Source organism: Ochrobactrum sp. EDr1-4 (genome assembly GCF_049199085.1).
In the GTDB taxonomy this organism is placed as follows: Bacteria; Pseudomonadota; Alphaproteobacteria; order Rhizobiales; family Rhizobiaceae; genus Brucella.
Map to the genome: position 1 here is coordinate 44,777 of NZ_JBLZOF010000002.1, position 21,618 is coordinate 66,394.

Below are 21,618 nucleotides of genomic sequence, written 5' to 3' on the forward strand. Positions count from 1 at the left end.
TACAAGCTCAGCATTTTTATCAACCAGCCATAAATCCGACAGCATCTTTATGCCAATAACCTGCAACAAGTGTTTCTTCACGGCTTTTGCCGAGTTTCTGACGCCAATGCTGACGAATAACTTTTGCTTGATCTGCCTCACCTGCAAACCATCCAAAGCTATCAGGCCCTTCCGGCCACTCCGCTTCACATAACACTTGTGTGAGTGTTTCAGCAGCACGTTTCTGATCTGGATCAATGATCCAATCGATGGAAACACCTCGTGGATGGGCGAGATTCTGCACGTCTTTTTCGCTATCAACAGCGATTACAACACGCCCGGTCACTTCTTCCGAAAACTCTTCAAGCATTCGTCCGATTGCAGGAAGGCCGGTGGCATCCGCGCCCATCAGATAGCGACTTGCACGACGTAAAGGTCGCCCCACCGGCCCCATTAGCCCAACTTCATCGCCAGCCTTGGCATTTTTAGCCCATGTGCAAGCCAGTCCTTCAACTTCATGAAGGTAAAAATCGATCTCAAGCCAGCCTGCATCAATATTAAGGCTACGGATCGTATAAGCGCGGGACGCAGGTTTGCGAAAGTCATCTGGCCAGAAAGGCAATCCATTTGGGCCCATAATTGGCCAAACAGGCTTCGGAATCTCTGCCGTTGGCAATAGCAAACGGATATGCATGGCGCCAAACAGCGAGAACCGCTTCAGGTCGTCGCCTGCGAGACGCAATCGAAGCATATGAGGCGTGATCTGTTCTGACGAATTTACATGCATCAAACGAAATTGAGGAAGAACTTGTTCTCCAGCTTTGTCTCCTTGCCAGATGATCTCCGGAGCTTCTTCCTTGGTGTAAAGTTTAATGGCAACTGCTGCCAGATCTTTCAAACGGTGCAGACCGGTGTCATCATCAGCATGCAGAGCTACGCGGTAGCCATATGCTTTGTTATCGATCTCAATACGACCAAATGAAAAATCAAATACGTTGACTTCATCAAGCAAAAGATATTCTGCATGATAGGAGTTTAGACGATCGATAATGTTAGGCAGATATGTATTGCCATTTTGTAGCGGAATATTAGCATAGCTTAGTAGTGCGCGAGTAGCTTCAGAGGATGACTTTGACACAGGGTTTCTCAATCCGTTGATGCAAAAAAGAATGAAGGCATTTCTGCCTTCATTTCGATATTTTAGCCGCCGATGCGACCCGTGATGGCGATTTTGAAGGTTCTTCCCTTGGCCTGGTCAATGTCTGTGCTTGTTGCCCAGCCCGTTTGTGCGTCCGTATAGGCTTTATTGAAGAGATTATCGACACCAAAATCGAGCTTAACGTTATCATTCACATGCCAGTTGGCAAATACATTCACCAGATCAACACGCGGATATACTTTTACTCCGCCTGTTGTAAGTGCACGATTAACTCTGCCAATGCTTTCATACTCCACGCCATAAATTAACTTTTCATCGAAAGCCTTTAACCCCAGCGTGGTGCTGAAATTATTCAACGGTGTATTGCTCAGACTGTCGCCCTTATAAATGCCATCTTTCATCTCAGCATCGGTGTAAGAAGCGGCGAGATTAACGTAGCCCCACCAGTTGTCGTAAGTGCCTTCGAACTCGACACCCTGCAGTCGTGCCGTGCCAACGTTTTGAGAGGTGGTAACAGCACCGCTTTTCACGGTATTGATGTAATCTTTCACATCCGTATGGAAGAAGTTGACCTTCGCTCTGATCTGATCACCCGCATCAAGGATCCCATCCTGTCTGAGATTGATCCCGGCCTCAAACGAGGTCGCAACTTCCGGCTTCAACATTAGGTTTGGCTCATAACCTGCACCATGCGCGCCATTCTGACGGAACATGTCCTGCATATGCGGAACACGATAACCCTGCGAATAAAGACCATAGAATTGGACGCCGTCCCATGGCGTAACACCTACGCTCAAGCGCGGAGAAACGCGATGACCGTCAACATTGACGTCTTCTGAAGGCAACAGGTTGGTTGCTTTCGTCGTTCCATCAAGCCGGTAACCATCATAACGCAATGCGCCAATCAGTTCGAGCCACTTCTGGTATTCACCTTGCCATTGCAGAACACCACCATAAGCCTGCTGATCACCATTACCAAAATTATCGGTGTCAGATTCACCGCGCATCTTATAATAATCAACACCATAAGTAATGGTATGGACCATGGCATCGGTCTCAATACGAGAGCTGTTATATGCACGGAATCCAGCCGTTGATACGTCATAGTATCGTGTCTTGCCGATATTGGCTTTTGGCCAGACCTGATATTGGTCATTGTCGGTATCGGTATAATAAGCGTTTACAGATAAATTCCAGAACGGGTTATCTTCCGGCTTGTAAGTATAATTGCCCGTATATGTGTTAATGATCGTATCAGCATCAAACCTCGACAAATTACTGGAGGTTGAACCGCTGCTTGCAGTCATGATGTCATTGTATTTTTGGCGCGAGTAGCCCAGCTTTAGTTCGTGTCCTTCAGCCGGACGAATTGTAACTTTACCTAAGCCACTAACGACCCGCTCACCCGTCCAGCGAACAACATCGCCGTCGCCGTTTTTATAAGCGTCGCTATCGCGATAGTTCAGATTGCCGATAACATCAAAATTCTCGTTGAAGCGATAAGCTCCAACCGTACTGGTCATCCAGCCTTTGCCGTTGCTTTCATACCGTAGCTTTTCGCTTAATGCCCATGTTTCGCTGTCGCGAAGGAAATCGCCTGCATCCTTGGTTTCAAAAGCAACAAGACCACCAATGCCGCCTGAACCGTAGGCATTGGAAACCGGACCACGAATTACAGTTACCTGCTTCAACATTTCAGGCTCAATATAAAATGATCCTGAACCATGACCAACACGCCAGTAATCCTGGCGTGCACCGTCCAACGTTACCGCGACACGGCCATATTCCTGAAGACCGCGAATGTTAATAGAAGTAGCCGGATCATCGCCATTCAGCGATGCATGAACGCCGGGAGTTGCTCTGAACAGATCAGCAGCAGTCGTTGCCTGAATCCGATCAATATCACGCTGTGTGATAACGCTGGTTGACGCCATGGCATCAATAGCAGCAGCATTCTGAATCGTAGGCGAAATGGTGATAGTGTCGAGCTGGAGCGCTTGCTCTTTGCGTTTCGTTTCAATCTGCCCCTGATCTGCAGTTTGATTCTTTACATTGCTACCCTGCGGTGCATTTTGTGCAAATGCCGGCGCAGCCAATAGCACCACAGCACCAAAAGTGCCGCATAACACAGTAGTATCCCAAAAATAGCGGATACGTCCAGAATTCGATTTCACTACAACCCCCAAGCTGACTATCGCCACAATCCATTAAGATGATAAATTAACTCATGTTAACGGCAGGCTATATTAATCTTGATATTGTGAGTCAACTTTAATTATTGCTCGCTGATGAGGTTTGTGTGTGGAAATCGAATGATGAAGATACTCACCGATCTAATCGATTTATTCCCAAGTATGAAATTGTATAATTAAGTTTTAATAGGTGTCTGCCATCTGATTTTTTTTACACGATCGGAAATAAATTTCTGAATACACCTTTGACCATGTTAATATGCAAACGATGAGACGCAGCTTATTAAGCATACCCTCGTAACGTTATGATGATTTCAGTAATTACTGAAATTTGCATGTAAGTTATAAGGGGTTGCTTTTTAAATGCATGCCGTTATTGTCTGCGCCACTTGGAGGAGTTGAGAGCCGCCCCAGCGCGTTAACCGCAGCGGGGCGGTTTCTTATTTTAAGCTATTCCAAAATGCATATCTGCCTTGCAGTATCGCTGCTTGTAAGTTAGCCGCACTAAACCTATCTTGTGATTGTTCAGTCTCACTCCTCCTCCCAGAGGCTGAACTCGAAGCGCGGCACTCCTCCTCCCAGTCGCGCTTTTCAGATCCGCCCGCTGCACACTCCTCCTCCCAGTGCAGCGGGCGTTCTTGTTTTTAAGCCTACATTTAATGATTTTAAATTCAGTCTATGCGGATTTTTTGGGAGCTTTGCTCCTGCGCTAGAAGCGACCATGCTGCGATAAACATTGCCGCGATCATTGGTCCCACGACAAACCCGTTAATCCCAACAAGCGAAATCCCACCAATAGTGGAGATGAGAACCACAAAATCCGGCATACGCGTGCCCTTCCCCACCAAAGGGGGGCGTAAAAGATTATCGATAAGCCCGATCACTAAAACACCGACAAATATCAATGAAAATGCCTGAAGCCACATGCCGTTTACGATAAACCATACGGCAACGGGCGCCCATATAAGAGAAGCACCAACGACGGGTAGCAATGAGAAGATCGTCATCATCACGCCCCACAATAATGCAGCTTCGATACCAAGCAGCCAGAATGTAACACCGCCTATTGTACCCTGAATAAGCGCGATAATAATGTTACCCTTTACGGTCGCACGGATGACCGCAGCAAACTTCTCGACGAACTGGTTTTTATAATCTTCGCTGAGTGGTATCGCCTGCCTGATTTTTTCTCCCAATTCGTCTCCATCGCGAAATAGAAAGAACAGCAGATAAATCATTATGCCAAAGCTTATAATGAACTGAAGTGTATTCTGTCCGAGGCTAACGAGGCGGCTCGCAAAAATCTGACTACCTTGCAAAATACCGCCGGTTATGCGCGTGCGCCATTCAGCAAAAGTACCAAGTTCAAAACGCACCATCCACTCTTCCAGACTGTCCGGTAAAGCTGCTAGAATACGGGTAATATAAGTATTGAGATCGAATTCGCGCGTACTCAATCGCTGATAGACAGAATTACCCTCCTGAGCCAGCAAACCGAATATCAACATTGTTGGAAGGATGACGAGGCAAATGCACATCAGCACCGAGAGAAACGCTGCAATATTTTTGCGGCCCCGCAAAACCCGCAAAAGCCATTGCTGTACGGGATAAAAAATAAGCGCCAGAATGACGCCCCATAGCACAGCGGAATAATAGGGGATCAACAACCAGGCAAACGCGACGGTCACCAGTGCCAGAAGGATATAAAAACTTGCGCGCTGGACTGACATAATAGCTCATGGGTTATTGCAACAACCGAAAATGCCCGGCTTTCCTTTCAAATTCAATAGCTAATAGAAATTTACTCATAAGCGTCATCGCAACTTTTTGGCATAAACTTACAGGCAGAATATCAATCAATAATAATTCGAAGTTCACATTGTTTACCAAAAAATAAATATTGTTGACAATCTGAGGTGTCTGTCGTTCAATCCCTACATGCTTCTCCCCACAAAACGAGGGAGCGGTAAAGTAACAAGGGGAATACAAATGTTTAACAGACGCGCAGTCATCAAGGCTGCGGCGCTTAGCGCCGTTTCGTTTCTCGCTATCATGTCCGCCAATACTTCACAGGCTGCTGACAAAGAACTCAAGATCGGCTTTGTGGGTGTTACAAGTGGCCCTGCAGCAGCATGGGGCACATCGAACGTTCGCTCAATGCAGGTGCGCGCCGACTGGCTGAATGAACTCGGCGGTGTGAAGATTGGTGACGATAATTATAAAATCAAGATCGTTACTTTCGATGACCAAAAAGATCCTAAGCGCGCAATCGCGGGCATGGAAAAAATGGCACAGGAAGGCGTTCATTACGTTGTAGGGCCAAATGTCGATGATGGCGCGGCGGCAGTTCGCCCGGTCGCCGAATCCAAAGGGATTATTTATTTCCCTTATTCCTTCCCTAAAGAACTTTATACTCCACCCGCATCCAACGCCATTTTGGGTATGATTGCCAATTATCAGTCTGGCCCAGCGATTTACAAATACTTAAAAGAAAACAAAGGCGTAAAGAGTGTAGCCTTCGTAGCCGCCAATGAATCAGATCCGCTAAGCCAGCGCGACAGCGGTATTGAAGCTGCAAAGGCACTCGGTCTCGAAGTGGTATCAACCAGCGATGCCTATCAGAACGATACGCGTGATTTCACACCAGTTCTCACCCCAATCATCATGCAGAAGCCAGACCTACTCGTTCTTTCTGGCGTTGCACCAGGGAATGCGCCACTTCTGATCCGCGCAGCGCGTGAATTGGGCTACGAGGGCTTCATCTCCACCGAAACAGCACAAGACGCCAAGGTACTTGAAGAAGGTGCCGGTGAGCTTGCAAACGGCTTTATTTCCGTGGGCGGTGCATCAACGCCTGAAATCGCATCAGACACGATGAAAGAATTCGTTGATCGTTATACGAAAGCCTATGGCGAGTATAATGATGAATCGAACACCAAGGTCTATGCGCTTGAATATATCATCGAAACGATGAAGGCTAACCCTGCTGCTCTCGATAACGTCGAAGAATTCAAGAAGACCGTTGATACTTTCTCAGCGCCCAATCCATATGTGAAGGGGGACGGCTCCAAATTGACTTATGTGGGCGACACGTCTTTCACGCAGAAGCGTCAGTTGGGTATTCCTATGGTGGTCACTGAGTATAAGGACGGCAAGTTCGAAACACTGTTCGTTGGACAGGTCGACTAAGCCCGAATATTTTTGGAGGCGGGTGATCATAGCACCCGCTTCTGCCTCCCAATCGTAATGAACAGCCACGGAGACTTAGGCAAGGCCACTCTCCGCAGGAGGGAGTTTGCCTTCATGGAACAAGTTATAGTCAACGGACTGTATCTCGGCTCACAATATGCGCTGATTGCGCTTGGTCTGACGCTTATTTTCGCTTTGATGAATGTTTTGAACTTCGCACATGGGCAGATGTATGTGCTCGGCGGATTTGTCACCTATACGATCTATGGGCAACTCGGCCTGCCCTTTGTTGTGGCATTGTTGGCTTCTGCAGTCACATTGATGATTGTGGGCGCGCTGATCGAAAAGTTCCTCTTCAGGCCCGTCATAAAACGAAGTGTCCGCGACGAAAGTACGATGCTTCTTGCGGCAGCGATAGCATTTTTTCTGGATGCAGTGATCTTGCTGCTGTTTGGAGAAAAGCAGCGTGGTGTTCCAAAGATCATCAACGGCGTATTTGTGTCAGATTGGCTGATCATACCTTATGATCGCATCCTGATCGGTGTTTTGGCAGTTGTATTCATCGCAGCCTTTGTTCTTTTCATGCAGTTTACGAAACCCGGCCGCGCGATGCGTGCGCTCGCTCAGGATCGTGTTGCGGCGCAGCTTATGGGCGTGAATGTCAACCGTTATTCCATGATCGGCTTCGCATTAGGGGCCATGCTGGCAGGTCTGGTCGGCGGTTTGCTGGTTGCCATTACCGGTGTCAATTCTGGCATTGGTGGCGCTATTTCCATCAAGGCCTTCATGATGGTGATGATCGGTGGCGCGGGTGTCGTCAGCGGTGCAATTGCAGGCGGTTTCATTCTCGGAATGCTGGAATCCGTCGGTCTTACGGTGCTGCGGCCATACGGAGACATTACCTATCTCGTGATCTTCGCTGGATTGATGGTTTTCCTCAGTCTTCGTCCAAACGGTCTTATGGGTAAACCTTGGGGTTGATGGAGGCAAACATGACAAACACAGTAAAACTTATTGGCGTCGTTGCCTTCCTCGCTCTCGTCTTCATCGGCATACCGTTACTGATCAGCATAACCGGACGCAACGATCTTTATTACACGCTAACTTCTGTAGCCTTGCTCTCCATTGCCAGCGCAGGCGTCTGGATCACCTTCTATATCGGTCGCATCAATATCGGTCAGGGTGCCTATGCCCTTATGGGCGGCTATGTGTCTGCCATTCTGATGGTGAAATATGGCGTTTCTTTCTGGCTGACATTGCCACTTGCGGGTCTTTTCTGCGCCTTTGTCAGCATACTGATTGGATTGCCGATATTACGTCTTCGCGGTGTTTATTTCGCAATGGTGACGCTGGTTCTGACAGAAGTTGCGCGCCTGCTTGCGATGGCTCTACCGATTACTAACGGTGCGAAAGGCATGGTCAACATACCTCCGCCGGGCGGCATATCGATCTTTGGATTCACAATCCTGCCCGATTTCGCAACTCTGCAAAATCCACGAGCCGCGTTCTACTTCGTGTCCGTCTTTCTGATGGTCGTATGCTTTGCAGCTCTCTACAGGCTTATTCATTCCCGCATCGGAGGCCTTTGCCAGTCGCTGCAACAGAATGAAGAGCTCGCCTCCTCCATCGGTGTCAACATCACCAATCTACGTGTGCTTGCCTATGCAATTTCCTCCTTCCTTGGGGGATTGGGCGGCGCAATGTTTGTGGCGATTTCGCAGTCGATCTATCCATCGAGCTTCACAGTCACTGACTCTGTCAACTTCATGCTTAACTGCTTCCTTGGCGGTCTTGGCTACGTGTTCGGGCCGATTATCGGCACGTTTGTTCTCTACTTCGGCTGGGACTTCCTGTTTCAGACCGGAAAGTTCCAGCTTCTCATTTTCTCGAGCCTGCTGATCATCCTGATGCTGTTTCTGCCCAACGGCCTCCTCAGCTTGCGATTGACTGGTAAGAAAGGATCGGGATCATGAACGCACTTTTGGAAGTCAAAGGCGTAACCAAACGTTTCGGCGGACTGGTAGCGGTAAATGATGTTTCGTTCTCCGTGAAAGCGCGGGAAATCCTATCGGTTATCGGTCCGAATGGTGCTGGAAAATCTACGCTTTTCAAACTGATAGCGTCGTTCCTCAGTCCGACAACAGGCGAAGTCCTGTTTAATGGTGCGCGCATATCCGGTCTCGCACCGCACATCGTGGCGCGAAAGGGAGTTGTCCGAACGTTTCAGGAAACAACCATCTTTAAAGGCATGACGGTGCGTGAAAACGTCATTGTCGCGCATCACCTTCGTGCGAAAGCAAGCTTTCTTGGCTGCTATATTGGCACAGCACTTGCGCGACAGGATAGACAAGAATTTGAGCGCTCAGCCGATGAAATTATTGATTTTCTTGGCCTCGGATTACAACGTAACGAAGTTGCGCAAAACCTTCCACATGGGCATCTTCGTGCGCTGGGCATAGCAATTGGTCTTGCCACCGAGCCCAAAGTTCTGCTGCTGGATGAACCCTTTGCAGGCATGAACCATGACGAAACCGTCAAGGCGGTCGAGATGGTGCGTGCGGTGCGTGATCGCGGCATCACTGTCCTGCTTGTCGAGCATGACATGCCTGCGGTGATGAATATTTCCGACAGGATCGTCGTCATCAACTTCGGCCAGAAAATTGCCGAAGGCACGCCAAAGGAAATTCAGGAGAACGAAAAAGTTATCGAAGCCTATCTCGGCGCAGAAGATGAAACGATTGGATACTGATCATGACAGAGCTTCTGAAAGTTAAAGACGCTGAACTCTATTATGACCATGTCTATGCATTGAAAGGCGTCTCTCTCACCGTCAATCAGGGCGAAACAGTAGCACTAATCGGTGCTAATGGCGCTGGCAAGTCTTCAATCCTGCGAGCGATTACCGGCCTTAACAAATTGCGCAAAGGCGAGATTTATTATGAAGGCAATCGCCTTGATGGAACCCGCTCCGACCGCATTGTAGAAATGGGGATCGCAATGGTGCCCGAAGGACGGCGCGTCTTTCCATATATGACGGTACGCGATAATTTGCTGATGGGAGCTTTTACTCGCTCCGCCAAAGCAGAGATCGCCAATACGCTTGAAATGGTTCTCGGGCGATTTCCACGTCTCAAGGAGCGCTATTCGCAAGCCGCTGGTACGATGAGTGGCGGCGAGCAACAGATGTTGGTTATTGGGCGCGCGTTGATGGCCAAACCAAAGTTGCTACTGCTCGATGAGCCTTCGCTCGGCGTTGCGCCCAAGCTCGTGCAGGATATTGCCCGTTCCATCGTCGCTATCAATCGCGATGAAAAAGTCAGCGTGCTTCTGGTTGAGCAGAATTCACGCATGGCTTTACGCATCTCGCAACGTGCCTATGCGCTGACAACCGGCAAGATCGCTCTTTCTGGTAATTCCGACGAACTCGTGTCTGACGACCGCATCAAAAAACTCTATCTCGGCGGTGAAATCTAATTTCAGGGCGCACAACGCGCCCTGCCACATGAACAACGATAAAAAACATACTAGGGTCCGAGGAAATGGACATACTTGTCATTAATCCCAATACAACCGCGTCCATGACGCGGAAAATCGGCGAGGCCGCACGCGGTGTTGCACTCGCCGACACCAATATTATTGCCGTCAATCCCAATGATGGCCCACCAAGCATTGAAGGCTATTTCGATGAAGTTTTTGCCATTCCCGGCATGATTGGTGAAATGCAAAAACATTCACACGCGGATGCCTGCGTGATCGCCTGCTTTGATGATACGGGACTGGATGCCGCACGCTGCGCAAGTAACATGCCGGTTATTGGCATTGGTGAGGCAGCCTTTCATATGGCAAGCCTTATAGCCGGTAAATTTAGTGTCGTGACCACCCTCTCCCGTTCCGTTCCAGCAATTGAGCACAATCTCATACGTTACGGTCTTGCAACGCGCTGTGCGAAAGTCAGAGCAAGCGATGTCGCTGTGCTTGATTTGGAAATCCCGGGTTCAGATGCGCGGCTTCGCATTTCGGAAGAAATAGTGCGTGCCAAGCGAGATGATCATGCCGAAGCAATAGTTCTTGGCTGCGCAGGTATGGCCGACCTTGCAGCATCATTGTCAGAAGAGCACGGGATTCCAGTCATTGACGGCGTTACAGCAGCGGTAAAACTCTGCGAGAGTCTCATCACACTTGGGCTTAAAACGTCTAAGCTCGGCGGCTATCAAGCACCGAGAGTAAAAGAATTCCACGGTATCTTTGCACCTTTTTCACCAGGGAAATCATGCTGAGATCTAATAATTACACATTGGATGCAGCGCCTTATAGTGTAAGCGGTGATCTTAACGCCGTTGACAGCAAGGATCACGGCTTCGATATGTATGTCAGATGAAACTCGAACGCATTTGGTGCGGACACCACCCGGCATCGTTTGTATCTGGATAAAATGAACTTACTGGACACCCAAACCACAGACAACAATGAAACGAGCGGTAATACCGGGTCAACGCGCTGGCATCCTGTTTATGAGGGGCTGCGAGATGCGGTCGTGAGCCATCAATTGTTGCCTGGAACCAAATTACCGGAAGATGAACTGGCTACAATCTATTCGGTCAGTCGCGCAGTTGTGCGTTCTGCATTACAGGCGCTTGCCCATGATCGTCTCGTGCGGCTTGAGCCGAACCGAGGCGCATTTGTCGCCGAGCCCTCACAAGAAGAAGCACGAGAAGTCTTTGAAGCACGGATGCTGATAGAGCCGGAGGTCGCTGCACTCGCTGCTAAAGTTGCGACTGCAGAGGATGTAAGAAAACTTCGCGAACATCTCGATAAAGAGCATGAAGCACTTCATGCAGGACGCGACAGCGATGCCATTCGTTTGTCCGCTCGTTTCCATCTCGAACTTGCTGGCATTGCCAACCACTCCATTTTGGCAGGCTTTGTTGCTGACCTCCTGCCTCGCTCATCATTGATCATTGCGCTTTATTGGCGTCGTCGCGAAACCACCTGTGAAAGCCATGCACACCACGCTCTGGTAAACGCAATTGAGCAGCATAAGCCAGTCGATGCTGCGGAGTTAATGAAAACGCATATTCTCGACCTTCTTGCAGGCCTTAATCTTAAACGCGTCGAAAGAGACCAAAAGCGCCTTTCAGATATTTTGAAATAGTTGCTCCATCAAAACGTACCTACGTCTTTCTCTTACGTTGATTTATAATTCTTTGATTTATTAATTTACACCTTGGCTACACTTTTGAACTGGGCATGCAAGATTTGAGCGGCTCCGCCTGTCGAGAAGTCATAAACAAACAGGACTATAACCTTAGCAAAATCGACAACTGATACGGTGTTAGTAGAGCCAAGATTAAGCAACGGACATCTGTCACAAATACCCCAGTCGGATTCGACAGTCGTCGCCCGTAATCTCGATGCGAACCTGTGCAGTTGTCTTAAACTTAAGACAACTGCGGAAGGCTAGGCTTCTTTTGATACTAAAAGCATATCAGATACCGTGATCATAGATATGATGCACTTAGCAATACGTTCCCAAGATCAAATGTTAAAAACTTAGACCCAGATTGCCTTTTAGCGTGCTTGTCGAATATTCTTCGCGGTACACGCCCTTATCCTGCAAAATAGGGATTACCTTTTCGACAAACTCATCAAAGCCGCCCGGCGTGAGATGGGGTGCAAAAACGAACCCATCAGCGGCATCGGCTTGCACGTATGCGTTGATTTCATCCGCAATTGTTTGCGGCGTACCCACAAATTCCTGTCGCGCTGTTACCTTGATAATCAAATCACGTATACTGAGCTTATCTCGGTCGGCAAGCTCACGCCATGCCCGCGCCGTATCAATGCGGTCATCATAACGGTTGGCGCGCCCCAAAGCCAATTGCTCATGTGCAACATCCGGTTCCAGTTCCGGCAGAGGACCGTCCGGGTCATAGCTGGAAAGATCACGGTTCCAAACCTGTTCCAAAAACGTAATCGCCGATTTCGGACTAACTTGCTGGAGTCGTATCTGACGCAGCTTGTGCTGAGCATCCTCTAGCGTGTCACCCAGAACAAAATTTGCGCCCGGTAAGATTTTGAGTGAATCCGGGCTACGTCCGTAATGCGCAAGGCGCTGCTTCACATCGCGATAGAACTGTTGACCGGCTTCAAGTGTGCCATGCCGCGAATAAATAACATCGGCATGACTCGCAGCCAGCTCCCGCCCTTCCTGCGAGTCCCCAGCCTGTGCAATTACAGGCGCACCTTGCGGCAGAGGTGCTAAATCAGAATGCCCCTTAATATCGAAGTGCTTACCCTTGAAAGCAAACTCACCACCGCCCCAGATTTTTTGCGCGGCATCCAGAAACTCGCGCGCACGCTCATAGCGCTCCTTAAACGGCAGATGATCACCCCGCCTGAAATTCGCGCCAGTAAATGCGCCGGGCGAAGTCACCACATTCCAGCCCGCGCGACCACCTGAGAGAATATCAAATGTCGCGAGCTGACGAGCGAGTGCATAAGGCTCGTTAAATGTGGTTGTGAGTGTGCCGATTAGCCCGACGTGTTCGGTGATAGAAGACAATGCGGTAAGAATGGCCAGCGTATTCGGACGGCCTGCTACATCGAGTTCATGCAGTTTGCCTTTCTGCTCGCGTACCCTCAGACCTTCTGCAAGAAAGATAAAATCAAATTTTCCGCGTTCAATCGTTTCGGCAAAATGCCTGAATGATGAAAACTCGATCTGGCTCCCTGCCGCCGGGTCGCTCCAAACCGTGAAATTGTTGACGCCGGGAAACTGCGCTCCAAGAATAACCTGCTTAAGCTTTGTCATTGTGGCTTCTCCTTCGCTCAAGCGGCTGTTTCATAACGATTGATTGCTTCAGGCAGACCAAAGCGCGCACGCAGCGTGGAGCCTTCCAAATCGCGAATAAGCTTTTGCTCACGCAGTGCTGGCAGCAGCTCCTTCAGAACAAAATCGCTTTGTGATTTCGGATCGGACAAAACCAACCTTATCCCCTTCGCGCCCAGCGCTTCGCTTCGGAGAATATTTTCAATCACTCGCTCTACATTTGGCACTTCTGAAAGCTTGATATCTCCGACGATTACGGGCGTAGTTCCGCCTATCGCTTTGAAAAGTGGTTCATCCACGGGAACGAAAACGACGTCAGCGCTGCGTGCTTTGGCAATGTCATTATGGTTGGTGATTGTGGTCGCAACGACAGGCTGTCCCTGCGGTGGGCGCGGTGTAATCGACGGCCCAAGAACCCGGAAATTGTCGCTTTCAAACTTGATATAGTGAAGCTTAGAAGCGTCGAGAAAACGCTGCGTTTTCTTATCGCGAATGACCGCATCATCCTCCCAGCTATCCCACAACCCGCGGATGACTTCGATTGCATCCTGCGCATCGCGATCAAGAGCCTGTTGGTCAAACGCAGGATAGCCGTTCAAAACGCCCAGAGCTTCGCTCGCCTCGATATTTCGGTTTTCTGCAAGATTTTGAACCACAACTCCTGCCCGCCCCTCGCTGACATAATCAAGCGTTGCAATGGCAGTTGAGACGTGAAATGGCTCCAGAAAATTGACCGCCGCACCGGCGATAATTCCGATATTGACCAAACGTGGTGCCAGCCAGTTTGCCAGCAATATAGCATCCAGCCCGTCGCCATTCTTGTTGGCAAAACCATCTTCGAGCGTCAGAAATGCGAACTCATGATCAAACGGCTTTGTCAGCTCGGTCCAGAACTTTCGCGATGGCTTGTCACTGTTCTGCGAAGCGGTAGCCACATCGATACCCACACCGAAGAGCAGACCTTTGGATTGCGTCATGTCTTTGTTCCGATCGTCTAAGAATTTATGGGATGGCTAGCCAGCACGAAGGGCGCTGAGTTCTGGACGAGAAGCGCCGGAGGCTGGGATGATCTTTGCGAAATCGCTCAAAATTTGCGCATAATCCTCAGCAAAGAACTCGTAAGGCAGCTCAAGCCGAAACTCCGATACCAACGGCAGAACAGGATCCCGGGAAAGCGTTTCGAGAATTTCATCAGTCGTACCGACGATATCCGGCAAGAACAGCGTGCGACGCGGACCATGAGCAAAACCAGTCCTTTTATCGCGCTCAGCAACAAATTCGGCATAGCGACGGCGGGCATCCGGACTGGCGCTATCGGTTGGCAAGATCACACGACCCAGAGCAACACGCGGCGCACGTTCATGCACCCATTCTTGCCGGAATCGCTCAATCAACGCTTTCTGCGCGGTCAGAAAATCATCCGTTTTTTCACCGCTGACGATGTTGCCGGTCAACAGGTTGAAACCAGCCTGCCCGGCCCATTTGGCGGAGATTTGCGAACCACCGCCATACCACAAGCGGTCTGTTAATCCCTCGGCGAACGGCCTTAAACGTGGAATTTGTGCGCCAGCAGCATTGCCCGCTTCGGTCTTGCCCGAAAGTGGCTCCGAACGAAGTGCCTGCGCCAGTTTCTCAGCCCGCGCATGGCTGTAATCAGCAATTGGAACCGTATCAACAAAGTCCTCAATCAGATGCGCAAAAGGCGGCGCACCAACCGAGACACCAACATTCAATCTGCCATGTGAAAGCAGATCAACCGTTGCCAAGTCTTCGGCCAGCCGAAACGGATTTTCATAGCCAAGCTGGATAACAGCGGTGCCAAGGCCAATGCGTTTTGTTCGCTGCGATGCAGCTGCAAGGAAGGTCGATGCAGAAGAAATGCCACGCTCCAGATGGCGCTGGCGCACCCAGCCACTGTCATAGCCTAGTCGCTCTCCATGCTCGAAAAGTTGCAACGTATCTTCAATGCCCTGCGCCGGATTGTCCTCTCGGTGACTGCCGGGAATGAGAAAAGCAAAATGTTCAATATTGGAAAATGGCATATTCTGCCCCCTTTAAGCAGCTGTTTCGCGATAGCTTTGAAGACGCGCCAGGATTTTTGCTTCCTGCACCGCTTTGCGTTCCTGCACACGTTGTGTTGCCTCTTCAAACGAAGCTGCGGCCGGATAAATTGGAGTAGCAATTGGATGCCCCAACTTGGGTCCAATATGCTTTTCAAAAGGGAGTGAGCGATAGTGCTGGACATCGACTGACGTATCAAACAGCGGTCGATAGCCGAGCGCGATATAGAGGGCAGTCGCCTCCGGCTGGCGGAAGCCTGTCGAAAGATAGGCCCGCGTGTAACCCAATTCTCCAGCAGCTTCCTCGAGAGCGACCACGATGCGGCGCGCCAGTCCCTGTCTGCGCAAATGCGATGCAGTCCAGATGCGTTTGAGCTCCACTGTATCATCATCGTGGCTCATAAACGCACCGCCAGCGATAGTCTCTCCATCGCGCTGCAACAGCAAAAAACCACCAAGCGGCGGCGCGAATGCTTCCGTGGGGTAGCGAAGGATTTCCGTGCGCGCACCACCGGGACGATCTAAGTTCGCGTAGCGGCTGTCATACTCTTGAACCAAGCCATCAATAAGTGGCTGTGCAGCTGGGTCCAGAAGTGAGGATTGGGTAATAATATCTACCATAAGAGACCTCTATAGAAACAAATACTTTTTCATAAGCGGTTTTCAGACAGCAAAACCAAAACATGGAAAAGCATATTTTCTATACGGTGCATCTTTGTTTTATGATTTGCACGGCATGAACGTTTAATCAAACAACAAATATTAGAAGAACATTGCTAGATTAAAACTCTACAAAAAACATAGGCTATATCTTCATTGATTTTACTGATGGGGACAACATGCCTTATGCGCTTAGCTTTCTTGACAAAAGCCCTATTCATGATGGCGAAGATGCCCGAACGGCTCTGAGCCGCACGATAAAGCTTGCACAGAAAGCGGAAGCCGCAGGTTTTCGTCGTTTCTGGGTCGCCGAGCATCATAATTCGCCAGCACTCGCCAGTTCTTCGCCGGAAGTGCTGATCAGCTTTTTGTTGGCACATACGAAACATATTCGTATCGGCTCGGGTGGAGTGATGTTGCAGCACTATAGTGCTTACAAGGTCGCTGAAAATTTCAATCTCCTTGCCTCTCTTACCCCTGGACGCGTTGATCTTGGGGTTGGCAAAGCGCCGGGTGGCCTGCCACTTTCAACGCGTGCTTTGCAAGGGGCTTATGATCCTGAACGCAAGCCACCCTTTGAAGAACAACTGAAAGAACTTGACCAGTACTTAAACCATTCCATCAAAACTGCTGACGACGAAAATCACCTCGCCGCCTATCCGGTTCCGCCGCAAAAACCTGAACGTTTCCTACTGGGTGCGAGCGTCGAAAGTGCTGAACTTGCTGCGCAGCTCGATTGGAACTTCGTCTATGCTGGACATATTCAGGGCGACCCGGCAGCCATCAAAGAAGCGGTTGAAGCCTATCGGACAATTACGAACCGCCCTGCTATTTTAGCGGTTAGTGTTATTGTTGCTGAGAGCGATGCCGAGGCGGAAAAACTGGCTGGTGATATTCGCCGCTTCCGTGTCGCGGTCGAAGGCCTGCAGCCAGTCAACGTGGGCAATCACGAACAGGCGCTGGAATATGTAAGACAGGCAGGCGCCACGGAATACACAATCGAAGAGCGCATGCCGCATGTCATTCGCGGCACGGCCCGCCATGTTCACGCCGAACTTCAACGCCTGCATCATGATTTTGGCATCGCTGAGTTCGTTATCGACTGTCCAGTTTCAGAGGGCAGCCATCGTCTCAAAACCATTGAGCTGCTCGCCAACAATCGCCCGGCAATCGCGGCATAAGTTTTCCCAATCTCCCGACACTGGATGATCAACGTGGTAACAAGACGAATTTTTCTTACAGGTGCCAGCGCTATTGCTTTCACCATCGCTGCAGGCTTAACAACAACTTACGCTCAAACAGAAGCCAAGCCAGTCAGTGGCGGCTCTCTCACATGGGGTGTGGAGACAGAGCCAAGCACGCTCAATCCGCATTTGAACGGTCAGGCCAAAGCCAAGCTCATCTTGCGCAACAGCTATGAATCCCTTTTGGCCCGCACACCGGAGGGTGGTTATGTGCCGTGGCTCGCCAAGAGCTATGAAGTTTCTGAAGACGGCAAAACCTACACGTTTAAACTACGCGACGGTGTGAAGTTTTCGGATGGTGAAAAATTCGATGCGGCGGCTGTTGCGCTCAACTTTAGCAAACTCAAAGAACCCACTTATTCGGGAAGCATCAGTGCAGGGCATGTCGCGCGTGTCAGCGAAGTCACGGCTGTTGATCCACTGACTGTCGTTATAAAACTCGACCGCGTTTACGCACCTTTTCTGGATGGTGCGGCCGGCATTGAACTGATCTCGCCCAAAGCATTTGAGTCTACACAGCTGAAGGCTGGTGGAACAGAAGTAGCAGGAACCGGGCCATTTGTTATCGACCGTTATATCAAGGGTCAGGAAATCCGTTTCGTTAAAAACCCGGATTATAATTGGGCGCCCGAAAATGCCGCGCATCAAGGACCGGCCTATCTTGATGATGTGACATATCGTTTCCTGCCTGAATCCTCAGTGCGTATCGGCGCACTCACTTCCGGGCAGATTGATGCTGCAGAAGGTATTTCGGGTAATGACGCACAGCTTTTCAAGGATAATCCGGAGTTTACCTATCAAGCTGCACTTAACACCGGAACACCCTACACACTTTATCTCAACATCACCCGCGAGCCGACGTCCGACGTCAATGTCCGTAAAGCAGTGCTGGCTGCCGTCGATGTCGAACGCATTATTCAGTCGGTTTATCGCGGTGAGCGCGAACGTGCCTGGGGCATTCTTACGCCCGCTGACACTGACTTTTACGACAAGTCGATTGAAGGCACTTACGGGTTTAATCCAGAACTTGCCAATAAGCTGCTTGATGACGCGGGTTGGACGGAACGCGATGCCGACGGCTTCCGCACCAAAGACGGCAAACGTCTGACAATCGAGGTTGTGCAGTCACAATCCACCGTGCGCGACCAGCGGGATATTCTGTTACAGGCGGTACAGGCACAGGCCCGACAGAATGCGGGCATCGATATTGCGCTACAATATGTCGATGCGGGCACCTATTCCAGCCGTCAAAAAGACGGCGAATACGGCATCATCCCAAACTCGACCACGACGCAAGAAAATGGCGTCACCATCTATTTCCATTATCTGCCACGCGATAAGGGCGGCTCGATCAACTATAGCCGAACAGAAGACCCCAAAGTCTCCCAATGGCTGGACGATGGCGCTTCCACGCTCGATCCCAAAAAGCGCTTTGAGACTTACGCAGAACTGCAACGTTTTGCATTACTCGATCAGGCTTATGGCCTGCCGCTCTACGTACCTGCCGATCAAATCGTCGCATCATTCCGCGTTCAAGGCATTGGTTTCCGCGCTTTCAAGCGGCTTCCGGAAAACGCCTACGACATCTGGCTTCAAGATTAATTTCATCCTTTTGACGAGAGACCGATACATGCTTAATCGCCGATATTTCCTGACACTCGGAACCGCAGTTTTCGCAGCGGTCGCATTGCCAAAAATCGCATTCGCGGAAGATGCCAAACCCGTTGAAGGTGGCAAGCTGGTCTGGGGCGTTGAAACCCAGCCTGCAACGCTCAATCCGCAACTCAATGGTCAGGACAAAACCAAACTTCTGCTGCGCAATGCTTATGAATCGCTGCTCGCACGCACCGCTGACGGCGGTTATGTGTCCTGGCTTGCGAAAGATCATAAGATTTCGGACGACGGTAAAACCTACACATTCACGCTACGCGATGATGTGAAGTTTACGGACGGCGAAAAATTCAATGCGGAAGCCGTCGTAGCCAACATTACAGCGCTCAAAGACCCGGCCTATTCCGGCAGCACAAGCACTGGGCCAGTGTCGCGCATTGCAGAAGCGACAGCGCTTGACGAAAACACCGTCAGTTTCACGCTCAAAGGCATTTACGCGCCATTTCTCGATTATATTGCCAGCCTGGAAATTCTCTCGCCTGCTGCATTCAAATCTGAAGAAATCAAATCCGGCGGACCTCAGATTGCAGGAACCGGTCCTTTCATTTTGAAGCGCTATGCCAAAGGACAGGAACTCAACTTCGCAAAAAACCCGGATTACAACTGGGCACCAGCAAATGCTGCTCATCAGGGGCCAGCCTATCTGGATGAAGTGACCTACCGTTTCCTGGGCGAGTCCTCGGTCAGAACCGGCGCCCTTACGTCTGGTCAGGTTGATGTCATTGAAGGTGTTTCCGGCAATGATGCGGCCTTGTTCAAGGACAATCCTGACTTCACCTATCAGACGGCCTTGAATACCGGCACACCTTATTCGCTTTTCCTCAATGTCGAATGGGGGCCAACGCAGGAGCTGAATGTTCGCAAAGCGCTGGTTGCCGCGATTGATGTCGATGCCGTTCTCAAGTCTGTCTATCGCGGGGAACGCACCCGCGCATGGGGCATCACTTCGCCTATTGATCCACAGTTCTACGATAAAAGCATCGAAGGAAAATACGGTGCAAATCCAGAGCTTGCCAATAAGCTTCTTGATGAAGCTGGCTGGACGGAACGCAATGCGGAAGGCTTCCGCACCAAGGATGGCAAGCCGCTGACCATCGAAGTTATTCAGGCACAGGCAACCGTGCGCGATCAGCGCGACGTTCTCTTGCAGGCTTTGCAGGCGCAGGCGCGCCAGAGTGCGGGCATTGATCTCAAGATCGTTTATGTGGATGCCGGAACCTACACAGATCGCCGCAAGACCGGCGAATTTGGCTCGATTGCCAATTCCAACACGCCAACCGACGCTATCGATATCGAGCTGCATTACCTGCCACTCGATAAGGGCGGTTACATCAATTACAGCCGCGCATCCGCGCCTGAGTTGGCGCAATTGCTAAACGAAGCCGCTTCGACGCTCGATCAGGCCAAGCGGTTTGAGCTTTACAGCAAGCTGCAAAACTTCGCCATTTTGGATCAGGCCTATGCCCTGCCGCTTTACGAGCCAGAAGATCAGGTTGCGGCAGCAAGCTACGTCAAAGGCATCAGCTTCCGCCCATTCAAGCAACTTCCAGAAAGCGCGCACAATATCTGGCGCAGCGAATAAGCACGCTTTTTCGCGGACTGCGACACAAAGGAGCTACAGATCATGGATGCTGAAAATACCACGACCATCGGTCGCGCACCCGCAAGCTGGTTGCCCCGGCGTTTCGGAGTTCCGCGTAACAGTCTTACGGGACAAATCACCCTGCGCATAAGCTCAGGTCTACTGGTGCTTTGGGCGGCGATCACCCTGAGCTTCATCAGCGTCCACCTCGCGCCGGGCGATATCGTCAGCATATTGATTGGCGAGCAGTTACGCACGCCTGAAGTAGAGGCCGCCATTCGTGCAGAATGGGGTCTAGGTGAACCGATATTCGTACAATACCTGTCCTATCTCGGACGCATTCTGCATGGCGATTTTGGCCGCTCTTATTATCTGCAAACAGATGTTTCTGAGCTGCTTTATTCGCAGATGTGGCCGACGCTAAAGCTCGCAGGGGCCTCGCTTTTTGTGGCAATCGTCTTTGCGGTGAGTAGCGCGGTCCTGACTGCTGGTAAAAAGCTGCCGCGTTCAATCGCGGCCGGCACAGAACTTGTGCTGATTTCAACGCCATCCTTCTGGCTTGGCATCGTTCTGCTTTTTATCTTCTCTTTCACACTCAAGCTGTTTCCGGTGTCGGGGGACAGGAATTTCGCAGCACTCGTTTTACCTGCCTTGGCTCTCGGTCTGTCCTTGGGTGCGGTCATTGGACAGGTCCTACGCGAAGGTCTGGAACGCGCACTGGAAGAACCCTTCGCGCTCACCGTTCGTAGTTGGGGAACCAGCGATCTCGTGTTGCGGCTTCGACATGGTTTGCGCCATGCATCGCTACCAGCCGTGACACTCACCGGCTGGCTGATTGGTGGACTTCTTTCAGGCGCAGTCATCACCGAAGCCGTTTTCGGACGTCCCGGTCTTGGGCGCATCACCGTTGATGCAGTGCTTTATCACGACCTGCCGGTGGTGCTTGCTGTCGCTATTTTCTCGGCCTTTATCTATGTGGTGATGAGCACCATCGTTGATGTGCTCTATCTGCTCATTGATCCGCGCCTGAGAACCGAAGGCCGGAGATAAATC

At 50.4% G+C, this 21,618-nt stretch carries 18 protein-coding genes; 11 read left to right on the forward strand and 7 right to left on the reverse strand.

Annotated features, from left to right (window positions below; translation table 11 throughout):
* Positions 1 to 19 precede the first annotated feature (19 nt).
* From ACOZHT_RS06615 to ACOZHT_RS06625, 3 genes are all read right to left on the reverse strand, one after another.
* Positions 20 to 1,117: a siderophore-interacting protein gene (locus ACOZHT_RS06615; protein WP_421565430.1), complete on the reverse strand. Its 1,098-nt coding sequence runs from the start codon at positions 1,115 to 1,117 to the stop codon at positions 20 to 22.
* A gap of 62 nt (positions 1,118 to 1,179) precedes the next feature.
* Complete coding sequence (locus ACOZHT_RS06620; RefSeq protein ID WP_421565431.1) at positions 1,180 to 3,312, reverse strand: TonB-dependent hemoglobin/transferrin/lactoferrin family receptor; 2,133 nt, start codon at positions 3,310 to 3,312, stop codon at positions 1,180 to 1,182.
* Positions 3,313 to 4,001: 689 nt separating this feature from the next.
* A complete protein-coding gene (locus tag ACOZHT_RS06625) occupies positions 4,002 to 5,060 on the reverse strand; it encodes an AI-2E family transporter (RefSeq protein ID WP_421565432.1) in 1,059 nt (352 codons plus the stop codon).
* Between the two features lie 259 nt (positions 5,061 to 5,319).
* On the opposite strand from ACOZHT_RS06625, the gene ACOZHT_RS06630 reads away from it, so the two are divergent.
* From ACOZHT_RS06630 to ACOZHT_RS06660, 7 genes are all read left to right on the forward strand, one after another.
* Positions 5,320 to 6,519: an ABC transporter substrate-binding protein gene (locus tag ACOZHT_RS06630; RefSeq protein WP_339515008.1), complete on the forward strand. Its 1,200-nt coding sequence runs from the start codon at positions 5,320 to 5,322 to the stop codon at positions 6,517 to 6,519.
* A gap of 114 nt (positions 6,520 to 6,633) precedes the next feature.
* Positions 6,634 to 7,500, forward strand: a complete 867-nt coding sequence (locus ACOZHT_RS06635; RefSeq protein ID WP_339515006.1) for a branched-chain amino acid ABC transporter permease — start codon at positions 6,634 to 6,636, stop codon at positions 7,498 to 7,500.
* 11 nt (positions 7,501 to 7,511) lie between these two features.
* Positions 7,512 to 8,492: a branched-chain amino acid ABC transporter permease gene (locus ACOZHT_RS06640; RefSeq protein ID WP_421565433.1), complete on the forward strand. Its 981-nt coding sequence runs from the start codon at positions 7,512 to 7,514 to the stop codon at positions 8,490 to 8,492.
* Positions 8,489 to 9,268, forward strand: coding sequence for an ABC transporter ATP-binding protein (locus ACOZHT_RS06645; protein ID WP_421565434.1), 780 nt, complete (start codon positions 8,489 to 8,491; stop codon positions 9,266 to 9,268). Before ACOZHT_RS06640 ends, ACOZHT_RS06645 begins: the two co-directional genes overlap by 4 nt.
* Positions 9,269 to 9,270: 2 nt before the next feature.
* The gene (locus ACOZHT_RS06650; RefSeq protein WP_421565435.1) at positions 9,271 to 9,993 is read left to right on the forward strand and encodes an ABC transporter ATP-binding protein; all 723 of its coding nucleotides are present in this window, start codon (positions 9,271 to 9,273) and stop codon (positions 9,991 to 9,993) included.
* A gap of 65 nt (positions 9,994 to 10,058) precedes the next feature.
* Positions 10,059 to 10,796: an aspartate/glutamate racemase family protein gene (locus ACOZHT_RS06655; protein ID WP_421565436.1), complete on the forward strand. Its 738-nt coding sequence runs from the start codon at positions 10,059 to 10,061 to the stop codon at positions 10,794 to 10,796.
* A 155-nt stretch (positions 10,797 to 10,951) separates the two neighbouring features.
* Positions 10,952 to 11,671, forward strand: a complete 720-nt coding sequence (locus tag ACOZHT_RS06660; protein WP_421565437.1) for a GntR family transcriptional regulator — start codon at positions 10,952 to 10,954, stop codon at positions 11,669 to 11,671.
* 390 nt (positions 11,672 to 12,061) lie between these two features.
* Here the strand turns inward: ACOZHT_RS06660 and ACOZHT_RS06665 are convergent, their stop codons facing one another.
* From ACOZHT_RS06665 to ACOZHT_RS06680, 4 genes are read right to left on the reverse strand one after another with little or no spacing between them, the layout of a single operon-like run.
* The gene (locus ACOZHT_RS06665; RefSeq protein ID WP_421565438.1) at positions 12,062 to 13,330 is read right to left on the reverse strand and encodes an NtaA/DmoA family FMN-dependent monooxygenase; all 1,269 of its coding nucleotides are present in this window, start codon (positions 13,328 to 13,330) and stop codon (positions 12,062 to 12,064) included.
* 17 nt (positions 13,331 to 13,347) lie between these two features.
* Positions 13,348 to 14,325 (reverse strand): LLM class flavin-dependent oxidoreductase, encoded by a 978-nt coding sequence (locus tag ACOZHT_RS06670; RefSeq protein WP_421565439.1) that lies wholly within the window; start codon positions 14,323 to 14,325, stop codon positions 13,348 to 13,350.
* A 36-nt stretch (positions 14,326 to 14,361) separates the two neighbouring features.
* Positions 14,362 to 15,390 (reverse strand): LLM class flavin-dependent oxidoreductase, encoded by a 1,029-nt coding sequence (locus ACOZHT_RS06675; protein WP_421565440.1) that lies wholly within the window; start codon positions 15,388 to 15,390, stop codon positions 14,362 to 14,364.
* Positions 15,391 to 15,402: 12 nt separating this feature from the next.
* The gene (locus tag ACOZHT_RS06680) at positions 15,403 to 16,029 is read right to left on the reverse strand and encodes a GNAT family N-acetyltransferase (RefSeq protein ID WP_421565441.1); all 627 of its coding nucleotides are present in this window, start codon (positions 16,027 to 16,029) and stop codon (positions 15,403 to 15,405) included.
* Between the two features lie 218 nt (positions 16,030 to 16,247).
* On the opposite strand from ACOZHT_RS06680, the gene ACOZHT_RS06685 reads away from it, so the two are divergent.
* The 4 genes from ACOZHT_RS06685 to ACOZHT_RS06700 are packed head-to-tail and all read left to right on the forward strand — an operon-like array spanning position 16,248 to position 21,615.
* Positions 16,248 to 17,249 carry an LLM class flavin-dependent oxidoreductase gene (locus ACOZHT_RS06685; RefSeq protein ID WP_421565442.1) on the forward strand — a complete coding sequence of 334 codons (1,002 nt, stop codon included), beginning with the start codon at positions 16,248 to 16,250 and terminating at the stop codon, positions 17,247 to 17,249.
* 33 nt (positions 17,250 to 17,282) lie between these two features.
* Positions 17,283 to 18,914 (forward strand): ABC transporter substrate-binding protein, encoded by a 1,632-nt coding sequence (locus tag ACOZHT_RS06690; RefSeq protein ID WP_421565443.1) that lies wholly within the window; start codon positions 17,283 to 17,285, stop codon positions 18,912 to 18,914.
* A 28-nt stretch (positions 18,915 to 18,942) separates the two neighbouring features.
* Entirely contained in the window at positions 18,943 to 20,565 is a 1,623-nt protein-coding gene (locus ACOZHT_RS06695) for an ABC transporter substrate-binding protein (protein WP_421565444.1), read from the forward strand.
* A 42-nt stretch (positions 20,566 to 20,607) separates the two neighbouring features.
* On the forward strand, positions 20,608 to 21,615 hold the full coding sequence (locus ACOZHT_RS06700; protein WP_421565445.1) for an ABC transporter permease: 1,008 nt from the start codon (positions 20,608 to 20,610) through the stop codon (positions 21,613 to 21,615).
* The last annotated feature ends 3 nt before the right edge of the window (positions 21,616 to 21,618 follow it).

Coding starts and splice junctions, on each gene's coding strand:
- ACOZHT_RS06625 (WP_421565432.1), bottom strand. CDS start 5,060: ATGTCAGTCCAGCGCGCAAGTTTTTATATCCTTCTGGCACTGGTGACC.
- ACOZHT_RS06630 (WP_339515008.1), top strand. CDS start 5,320: ATGTTTAACAGACGCGCAGTCATCAAGGCTGCGGCGCTTAGCGCCGTT.
- ACOZHT_RS06635 (WP_339515006.1), top strand. CDS start 6,634: ATGGAACAAGTTATAGTCAACGGACTGTATCTCGGCTCACAATATGCG.
- ACOZHT_RS06640 (WP_421565433.1), top strand. CDS start 7,512: ATGACAAACACAGTAAAACTTATTGGCGTCGTTGCCTTCCTCGCTCTC.
- ACOZHT_RS06645 (WP_421565434.1), top strand. CDS start 8,489: ATGAACGCACTTTTGGAAGTCAAAGGCGTAACCAAACGTTTCGGCGGA.
- ACOZHT_RS06650 (WP_421565435.1), top strand. CDS start 9,271: ATGACAGAGCTTCTGAAAGTTAAAGACGCTGAACTCTATTATGACCAT.
- ACOZHT_RS06655 (WP_421565436.1), top strand. CDS start 10,059: ATGGACATACTTGTCATTAATCCCAATACAACCGCGTCCATGACGCGG.
- ACOZHT_RS06660 (WP_421565437.1), top strand. CDS start 10,952: ATGAACTTACTGGACACCCAAACCACAGACAACAATGAAACGAGCGGT.
- ACOZHT_RS06665 (WP_421565438.1), bottom strand. CDS start 13,330: ATGACAAAGCTTAAGCAGGTTATTCTTGGAGCGCAGTTTCCCGGCGTC.
- ACOZHT_RS06670 (WP_421565439.1), bottom strand. CDS start 14,325: ATGACGCAATCCAAAGGTCTGCTCTTCGGTGTGGGTATCGATGTGGCT.
- ACOZHT_RS06675 (WP_421565440.1), bottom strand. CDS start 15,390: ATGCCATTTTCCAATATTGAACATTTTGCTTTTCTCATTCCCGGCAGT.
- ACOZHT_RS06680 (WP_421565441.1), bottom strand. CDS start 16,029: ATGGTAGATATTATTACCCAATCCTCACTTCTGGACCCAGCTGCACAG.
- ACOZHT_RS06685 (WP_421565442.1), top strand. CDS start 16,248: ATGCCTTATGCGCTTAGCTTTCTTGACAAAAGCCCTATTCATGATGGC.
- ACOZHT_RS06695 (WP_421565444.1), top strand. CDS start 18,943: ATGCTTAATCGCCGATATTTCCTGACACTCGGAACCGCAGTTTTCGCA.
- ACOZHT_RS06700 (WP_421565445.1), top strand. CDS start 20,608: ATGGATGCTGAAAATACCACGACCATCGGTCGCGCACCCGCAAGCTGG.